General features: G+C 62.0%; 13 protein-coding genes. 2 read left to right on the forward strand and 11 right to left on the reverse strand.

Annotated elements, in window-relative coordinates:
- Nucleotide 1 precedes the first annotated feature (1 nt).
- A complete protein-coding gene (locus GQ59_RS27060) occupies nucleotides 2-874 on the reverse strand; it encodes a VOC family protein (RefSeq protein WP_037087270.1) in 873 nt (290 codons plus the stop codon).
- 200 nt (nucleotides 875-1,074) lie between these two features.
- Between GQ59_RS27060 and lexA the strand changes: the two genes are divergently transcribed.
- The gene (gene lexA / locus GQ59_RS27065; protein ID WP_037087272.1) at nucleotides 1,075-1,794 is read left to right on the forward strand and encodes a transcriptional repressor LexA; all 720 of its coding nucleotides are present in this window, start codon (nucleotides 1,075-1,077) and stop codon (nucleotides 1,792-1,794) included.
- On the opposite strand, the gene GQ59_RS27070 is transcribed toward lexA, so the two are convergent.
- A complete protein-coding gene (locus tag GQ59_RS27070; protein WP_037087274.1) occupies nucleotides 1,775-4,282 on the reverse strand; it encodes a ComEC/Rec2 family competence protein in 2,508 nt (835 codons plus the stop codon). The two genes, lexA and GQ59_RS27070, sit on opposite strands and share 20 nt — an antisense overlap.
- A 288-nt stretch (nucleotides 4,283-4,570) precedes the next feature.
- Between GQ59_RS27070 and gltA the strand changes: the two genes are divergently transcribed.
- Complete coding sequence (gene gltA / locus GQ59_RS27075) at nucleotides 4,571-5,860, forward strand: citrate synthase (protein ID WP_037087276.1); 1,290 nt, start codon at nucleotides 4,571-4,573, stop codon at nucleotides 5,858-5,860.
- 29 nt (nucleotides 5,861-5,889) lie between these two features.
- Here gltA and lpxB read toward each other — a convergent pair whose 3' ends face one another.
- The 9 genes from lpxB to GQ59_RS27120 all read right to left on the reverse strand — a co-directional run bounded on the left by lpxB (nucleotide 5,890) and on the right by GQ59_RS27120 (nucleotide 15,645).
- Nucleotides 5,890-7,068 (reverse strand): lipid-A-disaccharide synthase, encoded by a 1,179-nt coding sequence (gene lpxB, locus GQ59_RS27080; RefSeq protein WP_037087278.1) that lies wholly within the window; start codon nucleotides 7,066-7,068, stop codon nucleotides 5,890-5,892.
- Nucleotides 7,068-7,949 carry an LpxI family protein gene (locus GQ59_RS27085; protein ID WP_037087281.1) on the reverse strand — a complete coding sequence of 294 codons (882 nt, stop codon included), beginning with the start codon at nucleotides 7,947-7,949 and terminating at the stop codon, nucleotides 7,068-7,070. Before GQ59_RS27085 ends, lpxB begins: the two co-directional genes overlap by 1 nt.
- A 6-nt stretch (nucleotides 7,950-7,955) precedes the next feature.
- Complete coding sequence (gene lpxA / locus GQ59_RS27090) at nucleotides 7,956-8,771, reverse strand: acyl-ACP--UDP-N-acetylglucosamine O-acyltransferase (RefSeq protein ID WP_037087283.1); 816 nt, start codon at nucleotides 8,769-8,771, stop codon at nucleotides 7,956-7,958.
- Complete coding sequence (gene fabZ / locus GQ59_RS27095) at nucleotides 8,768-9,235, reverse strand: 3-hydroxyacyl-ACP dehydratase FabZ (RefSeq protein ID WP_037087285.1); 468 nt, start codon at nucleotides 9,233-9,235, stop codon at nucleotides 8,768-8,770. The genes lpxA and fabZ overlap by 4 nt, the downstream gene beginning before the upstream one ends.
- Complete coding sequence (lpxD, locus tag GQ59_RS27100) at nucleotides 9,228-10,295, reverse strand: UDP-3-O-(3-hydroxymyristoyl)glucosamine N-acyltransferase (protein WP_037087287.1); 1,068 nt, start codon at nucleotides 10,293-10,295, stop codon at nucleotides 9,228-9,230. Before lpxD ends, fabZ begins: the two co-directional genes overlap by 8 nt.
- Nucleotides 10,296-10,346: 51 nt before the next feature.
- Nucleotides 10,347-12,710, reverse strand: a complete 2,364-nt coding sequence (bamA, locus tag GQ59_RS27105; protein ID WP_037087290.1) for an outer membrane protein assembly factor BamA — start codon at nucleotides 12,708-12,710, stop codon at nucleotides 10,347-10,349.
- A 197-nt stretch (nucleotides 12,711-12,907) separates the two neighbouring features.
- A complete protein-coding gene (gene rseP / locus GQ59_RS27110) occupies nucleotides 12,908-14,029 on the reverse strand; it encodes an RIP metalloprotease RseP (protein WP_037087292.1) in 1,122 nt (373 codons plus the stop codon).
- A 39-nt stretch (nucleotides 14,030-14,068) separates the two neighbouring features.
- Entirely contained in the window at nucleotides 14,069-14,902 is an 834-nt protein-coding gene (locus GQ59_RS27115) for a phosphatidate cytidylyltransferase (protein ID WP_037087295.1), read from the reverse strand.
- On the reverse strand, nucleotides 14,902-15,645 hold the full coding sequence (locus GQ59_RS27120; protein ID WP_037087299.1) for an isoprenyl transferase: 744 nt from the start codon (nucleotides 15,643-15,645) through the stop codon (nucleotides 14,902-14,904). Before GQ59_RS27120 ends, GQ59_RS27115 begins: the two co-directional genes overlap by 1 nt.
- Nucleotides 15,646-15,695 lie beyond the last annotated feature (50 nt).

Below are 15,695 nucleotides of genomic sequence, written 5' to 3' on the forward strand. Positions count from 1 at the left end.
CCTATTCCTCGAAGCCGAACAAAACACCCTGGCCGGGCGCCGCCGAGACGAGAACACGGCCCTCCCGGCGGACGAATGCGACGTCATTAGCAGCAAGGGTGATCTCTGTCACGGCAAGATCGGCCGTCTTGAAGATGATCAGCCGGCCGCGCAGCCCCTCGGCTTCCGGCACCGACGGCAGGGCGAATTCCGCTTCGAGTTGGTGATCCTGCAGGATGCGAATGCGGGCATTGGACGCAGCAAGCTCGATCGATGCAGCCTCAGGCTTGGCTTTTGTCATCAGCACCTGCTCGGCAAGGGGCGCAAAATCGGAGGGCGCCGGTGCCGACAGGACGATCTCGCTCAGCCCCATGACCGCATTGGAATGGCGCTCCAGTTCGTCGCGATCGGCCGGCAGGGGATTGATGCGCTGACAGGAAAACATCAGGAAGTCGGGCGCCCGGTCATCACCCGCAAAAGCCAGCCGGAAGCTCGCCTGGGCTTCGGAACCGTCGGCCAAAGCCATCCCGCGGGAGAATTCCAGCACGTCGCCTGCCGAAACGCCACGCATCTTGAAACGCGCGTGATCGGCCATGGCGTCGCCCGTGGCGACAACGAGCGCCGAAAAGCCCTGCCTGTCGCGTCCCTTGCGGAAGGCCAGATCGCGTGCGGTAAAAACGTTGCCGCGTTTGGCGGCAGCGCTTGCGTGGCGGCGATTGGCAACGGCCAGCGGCTCCAGATAGCTGCCATCCGAGAAGAACACACAAGCATTGGCTGTGCCGAAAGGATGAAAAGCGTCGGGCGCAACTGTAAAACCAAGCTTCGTGAGCCGGGAACGCGCAGCGGCAAGTCCCGCCACCGGCAGCACGAGATGATCGATTGGTCTTGCGTTCACGCGAGGGCCCCCGGAATTGGAATCGCAAAGCTACTTTGGCAGCGGGCTCGCGCCGCGCAAGTGGTGAGACTCCAGATATCTGGCACGCATCTATGAAGAAAAAATCATCATACTTCACGGAAATTTAGGGACTTGCAGAACACATATGGAACATATAGTGTCCGTTCTGGATTTGTTTCCGACTCTGAGGGTGCCAAAAGATGCTCACGCGCAAACAACAGGAATTGCTTCTGTTCATTCACGAACGCATGAAGGAATCCGGCGTCCCGCCGTCATTCGACGAAATGAAGGACGCTCTCGACCTCGCGTCCAAGTCCGGCATCCACCGCCTGATCACCGCTCTCGAGGAGCGCGGCTTCATCCGCCGCCTGCCAAACCGGGCCCGGGCGCTCGAAGTCATCAAGCTGCCGGAAGCCTACTCGCCGAGCATGCAGCCGCGCCGCGGTTTCTCGCCGAGCGTCATCGAAGGCAGCCTCGGCAAGCCGCAGCCGGTCGCGGCGCCCCAGAAACCCGCTGCCAACGACGATTCGCCGAACGCCACCACCGTTCCGGTCATGGGCCGCATCGCTGCCGGCGTGCCGATCTCGGCGATCCAGAACAACACCCATGACATCGCCGTGCCGGCCGAGATGCTCGGTTCCGGCGAGCATTATGCGCTCGAGGTCAAGGGCGATTCGATGATCGAGGCCGGCATTCTCGACGGCGATACCGTGATCATCCGCAACAGCAATACCGCCAATCCCGGCGACATCGTCGTGGCGTTGGTGGACGACGAGGAAGCGACGCTGAAGCGTTTTCGCCGCCGCGGTGCCTCCATCGCCCTCGAAGCGGCCAACCCCGCCTATGAGACCCGCATTTTCGGGCCTGACCGGGTGAAGATCCAGGGCAAGCTCGTCGGCCTCATCCGCCGGTATCACTGATCATCTGCCGGAACGGTTCCGGCAATGACTTGTCGAAACCCCGGCTTCGCCAATCATAGTGGCGGTGTCGGCTCCAGGGACGGTCTCCGCCCGCCATGGCGGCACGGATCTGCCAGCGTCGAATGTCGGTCGCGCCGTTGAGGGATATCTCCAGGGCGCCCGCCTTGCGAAGCGTGGCAGCATTGATCATCAGGGCGCCGGAGCGGCATTGGTCGAAGCGGGCACGCGGCGCAATGACAAGGTTGGCGGCGTCGCAGGCGGCACCCGCATAACGGCCGTCCTCGACCGCGATAACGATGCCCTTGCCCATGCTTGCCGCACACCATGCCGTCGGCTCACAGATGAAGCGGCCGGCAGGCGCCTGTTTTATCTTCGACTTCGCCGTTTCGAGTTCCTCTGGGGTAAGTTCGCGCCGCTCGTTGGTTTTCGCGCCGGGTGGCCTGTCGTCGGGCGGCTTGTCCCTGGATGGCGACATTTCAGGTTTGGTGGGATCGCCGAGCAAAAGCGCCCTCTTCCACTGATCGTAGACGAAGTCGGGCGGGCGGGCGCGATTGGTGGAGACCCCTTTCCCGTCTACAAGGGCTACCATCGTCCCGTCTTCCGAGATCAGGATATCCGGCAGGGGCGTCGACCGCTCATGCCAGGAAAGCAGCAGAGCGGTCGCCATCAGTGGCAGGCCTATCAATCTCAGTCTCGTCCTCAGCAATGTCAGCAGCAGAAAACCTGCCGTCGAGACGGTCAGGAACCAGGGATGCTGTCGCCCCATGCCGACATCGCCGCCCCAGGCGGCGATGTGTTTGGCGATGGCGATCACCCACTCCAGGCCGAGGCCCATGAGCTTCATGAAGGGAGCATCGAGGCCGAACGGCATCAGCAGCATGCCGACCAGCCCGGCCGGCATGACCACGAAGGAGATGATCGGCATGGCGGCTAGGTTGGCGGCAAGGCCGTACGTGGCGATACGGTGGAAATGCTCGACCGAGAACACGGCGGTCGAGATGCCGCCGATCAGCGAGGTCACGAAGATGCCGGCCGCGAAATTCCAGGATGCCAGCACCGGCGTCACCACAGGGTGACGGAACGGCAGGGGTTCGGGATCGCGGCGTTCCGCCCTGTGTTTCCAGAGTGCGTAGCCGGCGACCAGGGCCGCGGTGGCGGCAAACGACATCTGGAAGCTTGGTCCCATTATTTCCGAGGGCGACATGGCGATGATCACCAGTGCGGACAGGGCTACATTGCGCAGGCTGATCGATGGCCGATCGAAAAGCACGGCGACCAGCATGATCGCCATCATGATATAGGCCCGCTCTGCGGAGACGCCGAAACCGGAGATCAGGTAATAGGCCGTCGCCATCATCAGGGCGCCGATTGCGGCGATCTTCTTGACCGGATAGGCCTGGGCGAAGCCCGTGAAGACGGAAAGCACGGTGCGCACGCCGACAAAGAAGATGCCGGCGGCGAGCGCCATGTTTAACCCGGAAATGGCGACGATATGGGCGAGGCCCGACAGTCGCAGCGCCTCGGTGGTATCTTCGGAAATCGCCCGGCGCTCGTCCGTGACGATCGCCGCGGCAAAGGCGCCGGGATCTCCGGGCACGGTCTCCCGGATACGGGTTGCGATTGCGCTGCGCAGATCGAAAAGCCGGATTTCGACCTCCGCAATCCAGCTCCGGCTTGACGGGACAGCAGCCTGTTTTTTCGGCGCTCCATAGAAAAATCCAACCGCGCCGATGCCGTCGAAATAGGAAGAAAAGGCGAAGTCGTTGAGGCCCGGCAGGGCGGGTCCCGATGGGGGCGAAATGCGGGCGCGGCCGCTGATCGTCTCGCCGGTCTGGGCCGGCTCATGGCGTGACCTTGCGAGCAGAGATACACGCTGCGGTGGGCGCCTGACTTGCGGATTGGAGGTCTGCTCGATGCGGACGATATAACGCCAGTGGCCCTGGGCGTCGCTCTCCCTGCGCTCGACCACCCCGGCAAGCTCGGTCGTGACCGGCGTATCGAGAATGACGGTGGACCGCCTCCAAGTCTCGAACTGCGCCAGCATCATGCCTCCGAGAAAGAGTGAGAGAGCGAGCGGAAACAGATGCGTGGCACCGGACCGGTGGCGCGAAACGGCTACAAATAGGGTGCAGACGCAAAAGAGGAGGAAATACGGCCAGAAAGCCGGGGTTTGCGGCAGCGCAAACCAGCAGGCGGCCCCTGCCCCGACAACAACGGGGAGAAAAAGGAAGCCATGGCCATAGACCGCCTCCTCCTCCAGCATGACCGGGAGGCGTCGCCGCAGCCGGTCGAGGCGTCGGCTTGTCGAGCGGCGAAAGGACCGGCCCGATGTGTGAACCGCGGGGCGGCTTTCGATCGCCGGAAAAAGCTCGGCCAGATCCCTCACCTTGACCGAGTCGGATGCGCCTCCGTTTATGCGGAGATCCGGCAGCCGGGATATCAGCTTCCCTGCCTCGGCACGCGTCGGAAATGCATCTTCCTCCGGCATGAAACGCTCTGTTCGCCCAACCGCCAAACATACGGCAATGCAACCTGCGCGTTTCCTCTTCGGCCGTCAACTGGCCGTTAAATATCGGGAATTCTAGAGCGCGGACAAGCGCTTGCAACAGGAAGTTGGACATCCAAGCAAAAGCCGCTGCTCAATAATTTTTCGCGCTGCACAAAATGCCGTCACGACAGCTTGGCATCAGCTTTCGGATCATATAGCTAAACGGTGGACGCTTAATTCTTGTGGCGCTTTTAGGGCGCCATGCCGCCAAAAGGTTGGAGGATCAGCATGACGGAAACAAGCGCAAATCTGGTAATCGGCGACAGAAAGGTCGATCTGCCGGTCAAGTCGGGCACCATCGGTCCTGACGTGGTCGATATCGGCGCTCTTTACAAACACACCGGCACCTTCACCTACGACCCGGGCTTCACCTCGACGGCGTCTTGCGAATCCAAGATCACCTATATCGACGGCGACGCGGGCATTCTGCTGCATCGCGGTTATCCGATCGAACAGCTGGCCGAACATGGCGACTTCCTGGAAACCTGCTACCTGCTGCTTTACGGGGAACTGCCGACCGCTGCGCAGAAGAAGGACTTCGACTATCGCGTGACCCATCACACGATGGTCCATGAGCAGATGAGCCGTTTCTTCACCGGCTTCCGTCGCGACGCCCATCCGATGGCCGTCATGTGCGGCTGCGTCGGGGCGCTGTCTGCCTTCTATCACGACTCGACCGACATCACCGATCCGCACCAGCGCATGGTCGCTTCGCTGCGCATGATCGCCAAGATGCCGACGCTTGCCGCGATGGCCTACAAGTATCACATCGGCCAGCCCTTCGTTTATCCGCAGAACAACCTGGACTATGCGTCGAACTTCCTGCGCATGTGCTTTGCCGTTCCGTGCGAAGAATATGTGGTCAATCCGGTGCTGTCGCGCGCCATGGACCGCATCTTCATCCTGCATGCCGACCACGAGCAGAACGCTTCGACCTCGACGGTCCGTCTCGCCGGTTCCTCGGGCGCCAACCCGTTCGCCTGCATCGCGGCCGGCATTGCCTGCCTCTGGGGCCCGGCCCACGGCGGCGCCAACGAAGCAGCGCTCAACATGCTGACGGAAATCGGCACGGTCGACAAGATCCCGGAATACATCGCACGCGCCAAGGACAAGAACGATCCGTTCCGCCTGATGGGCTTCGGTCACCGCGTCTACAAGAACTACGACCCGCGCGCCAAGATCATGCAGAAGACCACGCATGAAGTGCTCGGCGAACTCGGCCACAAGGACGATCCGCTCCTGCAGGTCGCGATGGAACTCGAGCGCATCGCGCTCACCGACGATTATTTCATCGAGAAGAAGCTCTACCCGAATATCGACTTCTATTCGGGCATCACGCTGAAGGCGATGGGTTTCCCCACCACCATGTTCACCGTGCTCTTTGCACTTGCCCGCACCGTCGGCTGGATCGCCCAGTGGGCCGAAATGATCGAAGATCCGCAGCAGCGCATCGGCCGCCCGCGTCAGCTCTATACCGGCGAAGCGCAGCGGGACTACGTTCCTGTTTCCAAGCGTTAATCGAACACGATATCCAACAAAAAACCCGGTCAGTGATGACCGGGTTTTTTAGTGTCCAGAACCTGGAGAACGATGCCGGCGGCCGCTTCGCCCGCCGGCACAGGCACCTGCAGCCGCTCCCAGGTCAGATCAAAACCTTCCAGCATGGCGCGACGCTGCATCGTATCGGAGGACAGGCGCTCGGCCCAGCGGCAGAGGCTCGCCGCACGCACTACATCGTTGACGTATTCCGGCACGACCGCGTAATCGGCGATCAGGTTCGGCAGGGCGCCGGACCAGGTCTTGATGCGTTTTGCGAGCATGGTGATCAGCCAGTCGGTCTTATAGGCCGAGACCATCGGGATTCCGGCAAGACCGAGTTCAAGGATCACCGTTCCGGAGGCCGCAAGGGCTGCATCGGCCTCGGCGAATGCCGCCCATTTGCCATCCGTGTCGGCGGTGATCTCGGGCTTCACCTCGAAACCGGCGGCGATCTCGCGCACCAGCTTTTCCTGGCGGGGAACCGTCGGCAGCACAAAGCGGGTCGGCCCGTTGCGGGCGACGAACTCGCGGGCCGCCTCGCCGAAGACCGGCAGAAGCGCCTTGATCTCCGCCGACCGGGAGCCCGGCAGAAGCATGATCGTCTTTTCTTCCCCGGGCACCTTCACCGGGCGCCCGGCCCGGATTTCGCGGACCTTGAGGAGCGACGAATCGGCCGTCAGGCGATGGCCGACGAAGGTGGTTTCCGGCCCGCCTAGACGCTTCATAGCCGCGGGCTCGAACGGCAGCACAGCCAGAACATGATCGACATAGGGAAGCATCGCCTTGGCGCGATATTCCTTCCACGCCCAGACGCTCGGGCAGACGTAGTTGACGACCGGCAGGTCCGGCAGCGCGGCGCGCACCTTCCTGGCGACGCGATGGGTGAAATCGGGGCTGTCGATGATGATCAGCACATCCGGCTTTGCCGCAATGATGGCGGCGGCCGTCTGGTTGATCCGCCTGATCAGGTTCGGCAGGCGGGCGATCACCTGGGTGAGCCCCATGATCGACAGTTCGGAAAAGTCGAAGAGCGAGGCGAGACCTTGTGCCTCCAACGCTTCGCCGCCGACGCCGACGAGTTCAACCGGGCCGTCATGGGCTGCCTTCAAGGCTGCGATCAGATCGCCGCCGAGCAGATCGCCGGATACTTCGCCGGCGATGACGCCAACCTTCAAGGTCCTGACCATCACAATCCTCCTTGCGGCAGGCCGGGATCGATGCCGCAGACGAAAATACCGGCAGCATCGGCCGCGGCAATCATCTTGGATTCTTCCAGCACCAAAGCGCGTCCCGCCTCAACGGCGATGCCGGCGAGACCGGCCTTGATGGCGTTTTCGATGGTCGACGGGCCGATCGTCGGCAGATCGGCGCGCATGTCCTGCTGCGGTTTGCAGAGCTTGACGAGTACGCCTTTGCGGCGGGCGGAGATGCGGCCCTCGGCGCGCAATGCCGTCACCCGCTCCAGCATCCGGTCCGTGCCCTCGACACCTTCCAAAGCCACGACGCGTCCGCCGACGCTGACCGCGCCCTGGCCGATGTCGAGTTCGCCGAGACGCTTGGCTGCTTCGGACGCCCGATCGATATCGCGGCGGTCGTCCTCGGACGGCGCATGGGCACCGAGCGGTCCGGTCTTCGCAAGCAGGCCGGGCACGATGTCGTGGGCACCCAGCACCTCGCAGCCCATCGCCTCGATGAGCTTGATGACCATCTGGAGCACCGAATCGTCGCCGCCGGAAAGAAGCGTGCGGACAACCGAGGGGACTTTCAGGATCGTGCGGAAGGTCGGATGGATGTCGCGCCAGTCGGGCCTTCGGGCAACACCGCCGGACAGGATGACGCGGGTGATGCCCTTGTCGCGAAACAGGCGTTCGATCGCCGAAAGATCGCCGACGCCGACGGAGACCGCTTCGAAACCATCGAAGCTCTGATCGGATTCGTTGGCGAGCGCTACGATCAGAGGCGTTTCACCGGCCGCCTGGGCGGCTTTCGCCACATAGAGGGGCAAGAAACCCTTCCCGGCTATGATTGCTAGCCGGCCCTTCGGCGCAAGGCTCGGGAGGCCGGCCATGTGGGATCAGCCCTTGCCGCGGAAGGTCGAGGAAATGGCACGATCGCTATCGGCGGCGATGAAATCGAGGATCTCCATCGCTTCCTTGCAATCGGCGTAGTCGTTGCGGATCGCCGCCGCATTGGCGCGGATGTTGCTCTCGCCCTCGAAGATCTGCTTGAAGGCGCGGCGGACGGTATGGATCGTTGCGCGCTCGATGCCGGCACGGGTCATGCCGACCACGTTCAGGCCGCCGAGGACGCCCGGATTGCCGTTCAGCATGCCATAGGGGATGACGTCGTAATTGACGGCCGAAAGCCCGCCGATAAAGGCCTGGCGGCCGATGCGGGTAAACTGATGCACGGCGCAGCCGCCGCCGAGGATCGCCCGGTCAGCGACATGCACGTGGCCGGCCAGCATGACGTTGTTCGACATGATGATGTCGTTGCCGAGCTGACAGTCATGCGCGACGTGCGAATTGGCGAGGAACAGGCAGTTGTTGCCGACCACCGTCTTGCCACCGCCACCGACCGTGCCGCAATTCATCGTCACGCCTTCGCGCATGACGCAATTGTCGCCGACCGTCAGCGTCGAATCCTCGCCTGCTTCATGGAGGCTCTGGGACACGCCGCCGATGATCGCCATCGGAAAGATACGGCAGTTGCGGCCGATCTCGGTGCGACCGCTCACCACGGCATGCGACAGCAGTTCGACGCCATCCTTCAGCACCACGCGCGGGCCGACATGCGAAAACGGGCCGACGACGACGTTCTCGCCGATGACGGCGCCGTCCTCAACCAAAGCTAACGGATGGATGCGCGCGCTGGCTGCAATGCTGCTCATTCTTCTTCCTTGCGCCGGATCATTGCGCCGATATCGGCTTCGGCAACAAGTACGCCGTCCACCTTCGCGTCACAATGGAATTTCCAGATATTTCCGCGCTGTTTCTGCTTGGTGACGTGGAATTCGACCCGGTCGCCCGGCACAACCGGCTTGCGGAAGCGGGCATTGTCGATGGTCATGAAGTAGACGAGATTGCCGCCCTCGCCTTCCTTCCTGGCGCAGATGGCGCCGGCGGTCTGCGCCATGCCTTCGATCAGCAGCACGCCCGGCATGATCGGCCGCTCCGGGAAATGCCCAGTGAAATGCGGCTCGTTGGCTGTGACGTTCTTGATGCCGATCGCGGAATTGTCGCCGTCGATCTCGACGATCTTATCGACCAGGAGAAAGGGATAGCGATGCGGCAGCAGCTTCATGATTTCCTGAATATCGGCCGCGCCGAGCATCGGCTTGGTCTCATCAGTCATTCTTCTTCTCTCCTCTGCGTTTCGCCCGCTCGTCCGAACGCATCAAGACTTCCGCGGTATCGCGGAGGAAATCCGGCATCGGGCGGGCGGGAATACCGCCATAACGCGCACCGGCGGGAATATCTCCCACCACACCGCTCATCGCGGCGATCTGGACGCCGTCTCCAATCGAGATGTGTCCATTAATACCGGATGCGCCACCGATCAATACTCCGTCGCCAATCCGCGTCGAACCGGCTATGCCGGCGCCGCTGGCGATGCCGCAATGGCGGCCGATACGCACGTTGTGGGCGACCTGGACCTGATTGTCGATCTTGGTACCTTCACCGATGACCGTATCGTCCATGGCGCCGCGGTCGACCGTCGTATTGGCGCCGATCTCGACATTGTCCTGGATGATGACGCGGCCGATCTGGACGATTTTCAGCATGCCCTTCGGACCCGGTGCGAAACCGAAGCCGTCCTGGCCGATGCGGACGCCATTGTGGATGATCACGCCGTTGCCGATGAGAGCCGCGACCACGCTCGCCCCCGCGGCAATCGTGCAATCGCGGCCGATCTTGACGTCGGCGCCGATAACGCTGCCGGCGCCGATGCGGGTGCCGGTGCCGATTTCCGCCCGCGCGCCGATCACGGCCATGGGCTCGATCTCGACGCCTGGCTCGAGCCTAGCGGTTGGATCCACGAACGCGGCCGGCGAAATGCCCGGGGGAAAAGAAGTGATCGGAGACGGCCGCATCGCAATCGGATGCAGGATAGCACCGGCCTGGGCAAACGCGGTGTGGGGCGTCTTGGTCAGCAGAACCGGGATACGGGCCGGGATGATCGAACGGATCGCGCTATCACAGATAATCGCGGAAGCCTTGCAGCGTTCCAGTTCGTGACGGCTTTTTCGGGACAGGATATAACAAATCTCGCCCTCGCCGGCCCGCGCAACGGGTGCAACGGAACGGATCAGCCGGTCGCCCGCGCTGCCATCAAGCAGTTCAGCCCCAAGAAGGGCGGCCAACTCGCGCAGGCTCACGCCATCATGGGGCGGAAAGAATTCATTGTGGTCCATAAAGCTAAAGCTCCAGAACAGATTTCCGCCCGCAACAGCGAGCGGAAATGATCAGAACTGGTTCGCCATGCTGAACCGGAATTCCTGGGTTTCGTCGAAGTCTTCCTTCATGACCGGATGCGCGTAGTCGAAGCGGATGTTGCCGAACGGCGACGCCCACATGATACCCGCACCGACGGAAGCGCGCCAGTTCATGCTGGTGCCCTGCGCGGTGCTGGTGCCGAGCGGGACATCATTGCCGTAAAGGGTACCGGCATCGGCGAAGACGGCAGCACGCAGACCGAAGTCTTCCGGAACAGCCGGCATCGGCATTGTCATTTCGGCGGAGGCCGTAAAGTAGGTCGTGCCGCCGAGCGCATCGCCGTGATCGGTCGTACGCGGACCGATACCGTCGTTCTCGAAGCCGCGGATCTGACGACCGCCGATCGTGAACTGGTCGAAGACATGCAGATTGTCGCCGGTGGAAACCACGTGGCCGGCGCCGACTGCGATGGAGCCGATCAGGTCAGCTTCGGTCGACAGAAGCTGGAAATAACGGGCACGGCCGGAGATCTTGTAGAAGTCGGAGTCGCCGCCGAGACCGGCATATTCATGCGTGATCGTCGCGTAGATGCCTTCGCGCGGCAGCGTCTGGCTGTCGAGCGTGTTGTAGGTCAGCGTCTGCGAAATCGACGACTGAACGAACTTGCCGTTATCGATCATCGAAATATAGGGCGACGAAAGGTTATCGTCAGCGGTGCCGGGAAGACCGTCACTCCCGAAGGCGCCGTCGTTCTCGTACTGGATTTCCTTGTAGGTGTAGCGGAACGTGGTGGCCAGATCTTCGGTGATCGGCGCCGTCACACGCAAGGTGACACCCTGTTCTTCATAATCGTAATAGCTGTTCGAAGAGGTCGAGCTCTTGAAGAGATCGAAACCGGCTGCCAGACGGTAACCGAGGAAGTAGGGCTCGGTGAACGAAAGGTTGTAGCTGCGGGCTTCGTCAAGACCACCGCCGACTGCGACGCGGATGAACTGGCCGCGGCCAAGGAAGTTCTTTTCTTCGATCGACGCTTCGAGCAGGAAGCCGTCGCCGCCCGCCGAGTAACCGGCGCCGATACCGAACGAACCGGTCGGCTGGTCCTCGACGTCGACAACGATGACGACGCGGTCAGGCGAAGTGCCCTGCGAGGTCGAGATATTGACGGTCGTGAAATAACCGAGCGCCTCAAGGCGACGCTTGGCGCGCGAGATCATTTCCTGGTTGAAGGCATCGCCTTCGCTGAAATCGAATTCGCGGCGGATGACATAGTCACGCGTGCGGGTGTTGCCGCGGATCTCGATGCGCTCGACATAAGCGCGCTCGCCCTGGTCGACGAGGTAGGAAACACCGATCGTGTGGTTTTCCATGTTGCGGTCGCCGCGCGGCGTGACGCGAGCGAACGGATAACCGGCCGCAGCGACGCGCTTGGAGATCGCTTCCATCGACTTCTGGATTTCGCGGGCGTTATAGACGTTGCCGGCGCGGGTCTGGACCAAACCTTCAAGGTCCTGGCCGCTGATGCCCTCGACCGTGGATTCCACCGCGACGTTGCCATACTGGTAACGCTGGCCTTCCTCGACCGTGAAGCTGATATTGTACTTGTTGCCCGATTCATCGAGCACCGCTTCCGACGAGATGACGCGGAAGTCGGGGTAGCCGTGGTTATAATAGAACTGACGCAGCGCTTCCTCGTCGGCGCGCAGCTTGTCCTCGCTGTAGACGTCCTTGCGGGTCAGGAAGGACAGCGGACCGGATTCCTTGGTGATCAGCACAGACTTCAGGCGGCCATCGCCATAGGCCTGGTTGCCGACGAAACTGATGTCGGCGATCTTGGTGCGATCACCCTCGTTGATGACGAAAGCAAGGTTGACACGCCCCTGGCCGACATCTGCGGTCTGCGTGGTGATCTGAACGTCGCTGCGGCCGATCGCACGATAGGCCTCGCGCAGACGCTGGATATCCGCGTCCACCAATGCCTGATTGTACGGGCCGAGCGGCTGGGTCTGAACGACGGCCTGAAGCTTGTCGTCCGTGATCTTGCGGTTGCCGTTGAACACGACCTGGTTGATGAGCTGGTTCTCGCTCACCGAAACGACCAGCGTGCTACCGGAAACACTGATTTTGACATCCGAGAAATAACCGGTCGAATAGAGCTTGCGGACCGATTCATCGATGTCGTTATTGGAGAAGTTGACACCCGGGCGGATGGTCAGGTTGGAACGGACAGCCTCCTCGCCGGCGCGCTGTGCGCCGCGGACCTGAACACTCCGGATAACCGCCGCTTCGGCAGAAAGTGCGGAAGCAAGTACCAGTACACCTGCGCCCGATGCAACAACACTAGCAGACAGCGCAAACGCCGACACTGCGTTCAAGAACTTTGAACCAGCCTTCATTTCAATTCTTACCTTTTCCCGTTGTCCCTCGGCGGGTGGTGCCCGACTCCGGCCACGTGTGTCGTTTTACCTTCTTTTGACCTACAAGCAAGGTATCGCGTTAATTTCTGTTTACTTACTTCCCTTGCGTGACCCAATGGCCACGCAACTGTTGGAAACATGGTGAATAAACGGTTTCTTTTACGATTTGAAGGACATCAGCCGATCAGATTGCTGATGTCGTTGAAGGTCGCGAAGACCATGAGGCTCAAAACCATCGCAAGCCCGATGCGGAAGGCGATCTCCTGCGCACCCGCGCCGAGCGGTCGTCCACGGATGGCCTCGATCGCGTAGAAGACGAGATGACCGCCGTCCAAAACTGGCACAGGCATGAGGTTCAAAAGCCCGATCGAGACCGAAAGAACAGCTGCGAGCTGAACCACCGCCGCAAAGCCGAGCGTCGCCATCTGGCCCGACGCCTGAGCGATCCTGACCGGCCCTCCGAGCTGGTCAGCCTTCATCCGCCCGGTCACCAGGTTTCCGATATAACGGAAGGTGCCGGTGACGATATGGCCGGTCTCGGTGACGCCTTCGGCGACAGCCTGCAGCGGCGTGAATCTCTCGACGCGGAAATTGCCGCGCTGTTCGTTGGTGACGATGCCGATCAGGCCGAGTTCCACCTTATTGCCGAACTGGTCGGTGACCTCGGAGCGCTTCGGCACCATCGGCAGATCGAGGTCCTGGCCGTTTCGCTCGACCGTCACGATGATCGGGGTGTCCGGCCTGATGCTGACATAACGCCGTACATCGTCGAAAGTCCGGATGCGCGAGCCGTCGAGCGCCACCAGCCGATCGCCGGGCTCAACGCCCGCCGCAAGGGCAGCGCTTCCCGGCTGGACCTCGGCGACCACGGGGTCGGCGACGACCTTGCCGTAGACGCTGAAGAGGACGGCGAAGATGGCAATCGCCAGGATGAAATTGGCGATCGGGCCAGCCGCGACGGTGGCGGCCCTCTTCCATAGCTTGGCGCCGGCCAGCGTCTGAGCCTTTTCTTCCTCGCTCATGCCCGCAAGGCCGCTCGCATCCGGCAGGCTCGCGGCGTCCTCGTCGCCGAAGAACTTGACGTAGCCACCGAGCGGGATCGCCGAGAGCTTCCAGCGGGTGCCATGACTGTCGGTGAAGCCGACAAGTTCCGGTCCGAAGCCGACCGAGAAGGCGGTGACCCGGATGCCGCACCAGCGTCCGATAAGATAGTGGCCCATCTCATGCACGAAGACGAGCAGGGACAGGACCAGCACGAAGGGGATGATATAGCCGGTAAGGAAGCTGAGGATGGCCATCAAAATTTCCGTTTCAACATTGTACCGGCCGCCCAGACCTCAAAACCCGAAGAGGAAGCTCGCAACCGACACATCAAGATGGCCCGTCATGGCCGTATAAACAAGCGTCAGCAGGAACGCCGCGAAACAGGCGAAAACGAGGCCGTCGACGCGATCCATGACGCCGCCATGCCCCGGAATGAGGTGGCTGGAATCCTTCACGCCGAAACGGCGCTTGATGAAGGACTCGAACAGGTCGCCGATCTGGCTGGCGACGGAAAGCAGAAATGCGATCGCCACGGTCCAGGCCGACAGCCGGGAAAACACGCCGAGCGTCAGGGCGGAGCTTGCGACCACGCCGGACACCGTGCCGCCGATCGCGCCGGACCAGGTCTTGCCGGGCGAAATGCGCGGTGCAAGTTTCGGCCCCTTGAGAGCGCGGCCGACGAAATAGGCAAGGATATCGGTCGCCCAGACGACCGCGAAGATGAAGAGGGTCGCAACGAACCCCGCCTGGTCTTCGGCACGGATCGCTGCCAGCGAGATCCCGCTCAAGCCCGCGTAGAGGATGCCGCCCGGCAGCCACCAGCTGCCCTTGCGCAACAGCACGAGAAGAAGGGCGGTGACGATCGCGCCGCCGAGAATCGGCACGGAGAGCGCACCGTCGTCGACCACCAGGTCAATGGCGATCAGAAGAATGGCAACCCAGCCGAAAGCGTTCGCGCGAAAATCGCGCTCGGCGGCCCGTGTGATCGTGGACCATTCGTAATAGATCAGGACCGCCATGGCGGCTGCCACGATGCGGAACGCCAGGCCGCCATACCAGGTGGCCGTCAGAACCACGACCGCCAGAACCACCGCGGACGCGATGCGGCGCTTCAGTTCAGCACTCATCAACCACCCACCGCTATCGTCTTGTTCGACAGGCCGCCGAAGCGCCGGTCGCGGGAGGCATAGATCTTCAGGGCGTCGAAGAAGAGTTTCCGATCGAAGTCGGGCCAGTAGTCCGGCAGGAAGACAAGTTCGGAATAGGCCGCCTGCCAGAGCAGGAAATTCGAAAGCCGCTCCTCGCCGCTGGTTCGGATGATGAGGTCCGGATCGGGAATACCGGCGGTATCCAGCTTTGCGCTGATCTTGTCCGGGTCGATCTCGGAAGCCTTGAGGACACCAGCCTCGACGTCGCGGGCGAGCATGGCGACGGCACGGGCGATCTCGTCGCGGGCACCGTAGTTGAAGGCGATGACCAGAGTCAGTGCCGTATTGAACCTTGTCGTTTCCTCGGCTTCGAGAAGAAGCGGAAGAATGTCGCTGCGCAGCTTCTCGCGTTCGCCGATCACCCGGATGCGGACATTCTCGCGGTGCAATTCGGCCAGATCCTGGCGAATGAAGCGCCGGAGGAGACCGAGGAGGTCCCTCACCTCGGTTTCGGGCCTGCTCCAGTTCTCCGAAGAAAACGCAAAGAGCGTCAGATATTTGACGCCAGCGTCGCCGGCAGCCCGCACCGTTTCGCGAACCGCTTCGACGCCCTTGCTGTGTCCGACCGTACGAGGAAGCCCGCGCTTGTTGGCCCAGCGTCCATTGCCATCCATGATAATGGCAACGTGTTGAGGGATGATCTCAAGCTCGGGATTCACCATATTCTACACGGCTCCTTTGGCCGCCGGAATATGGCGGCAAACCAGGCCTA

This window comes from Neorhizobium vignae, from assembly GCF_000732195.1.
Taxonomy (GTDB): Bacteria; Pseudomonadota; Alphaproteobacteria; order Rhizobiales; family Rhizobiaceae; genus Neorhizobium; species Neorhizobium vignae.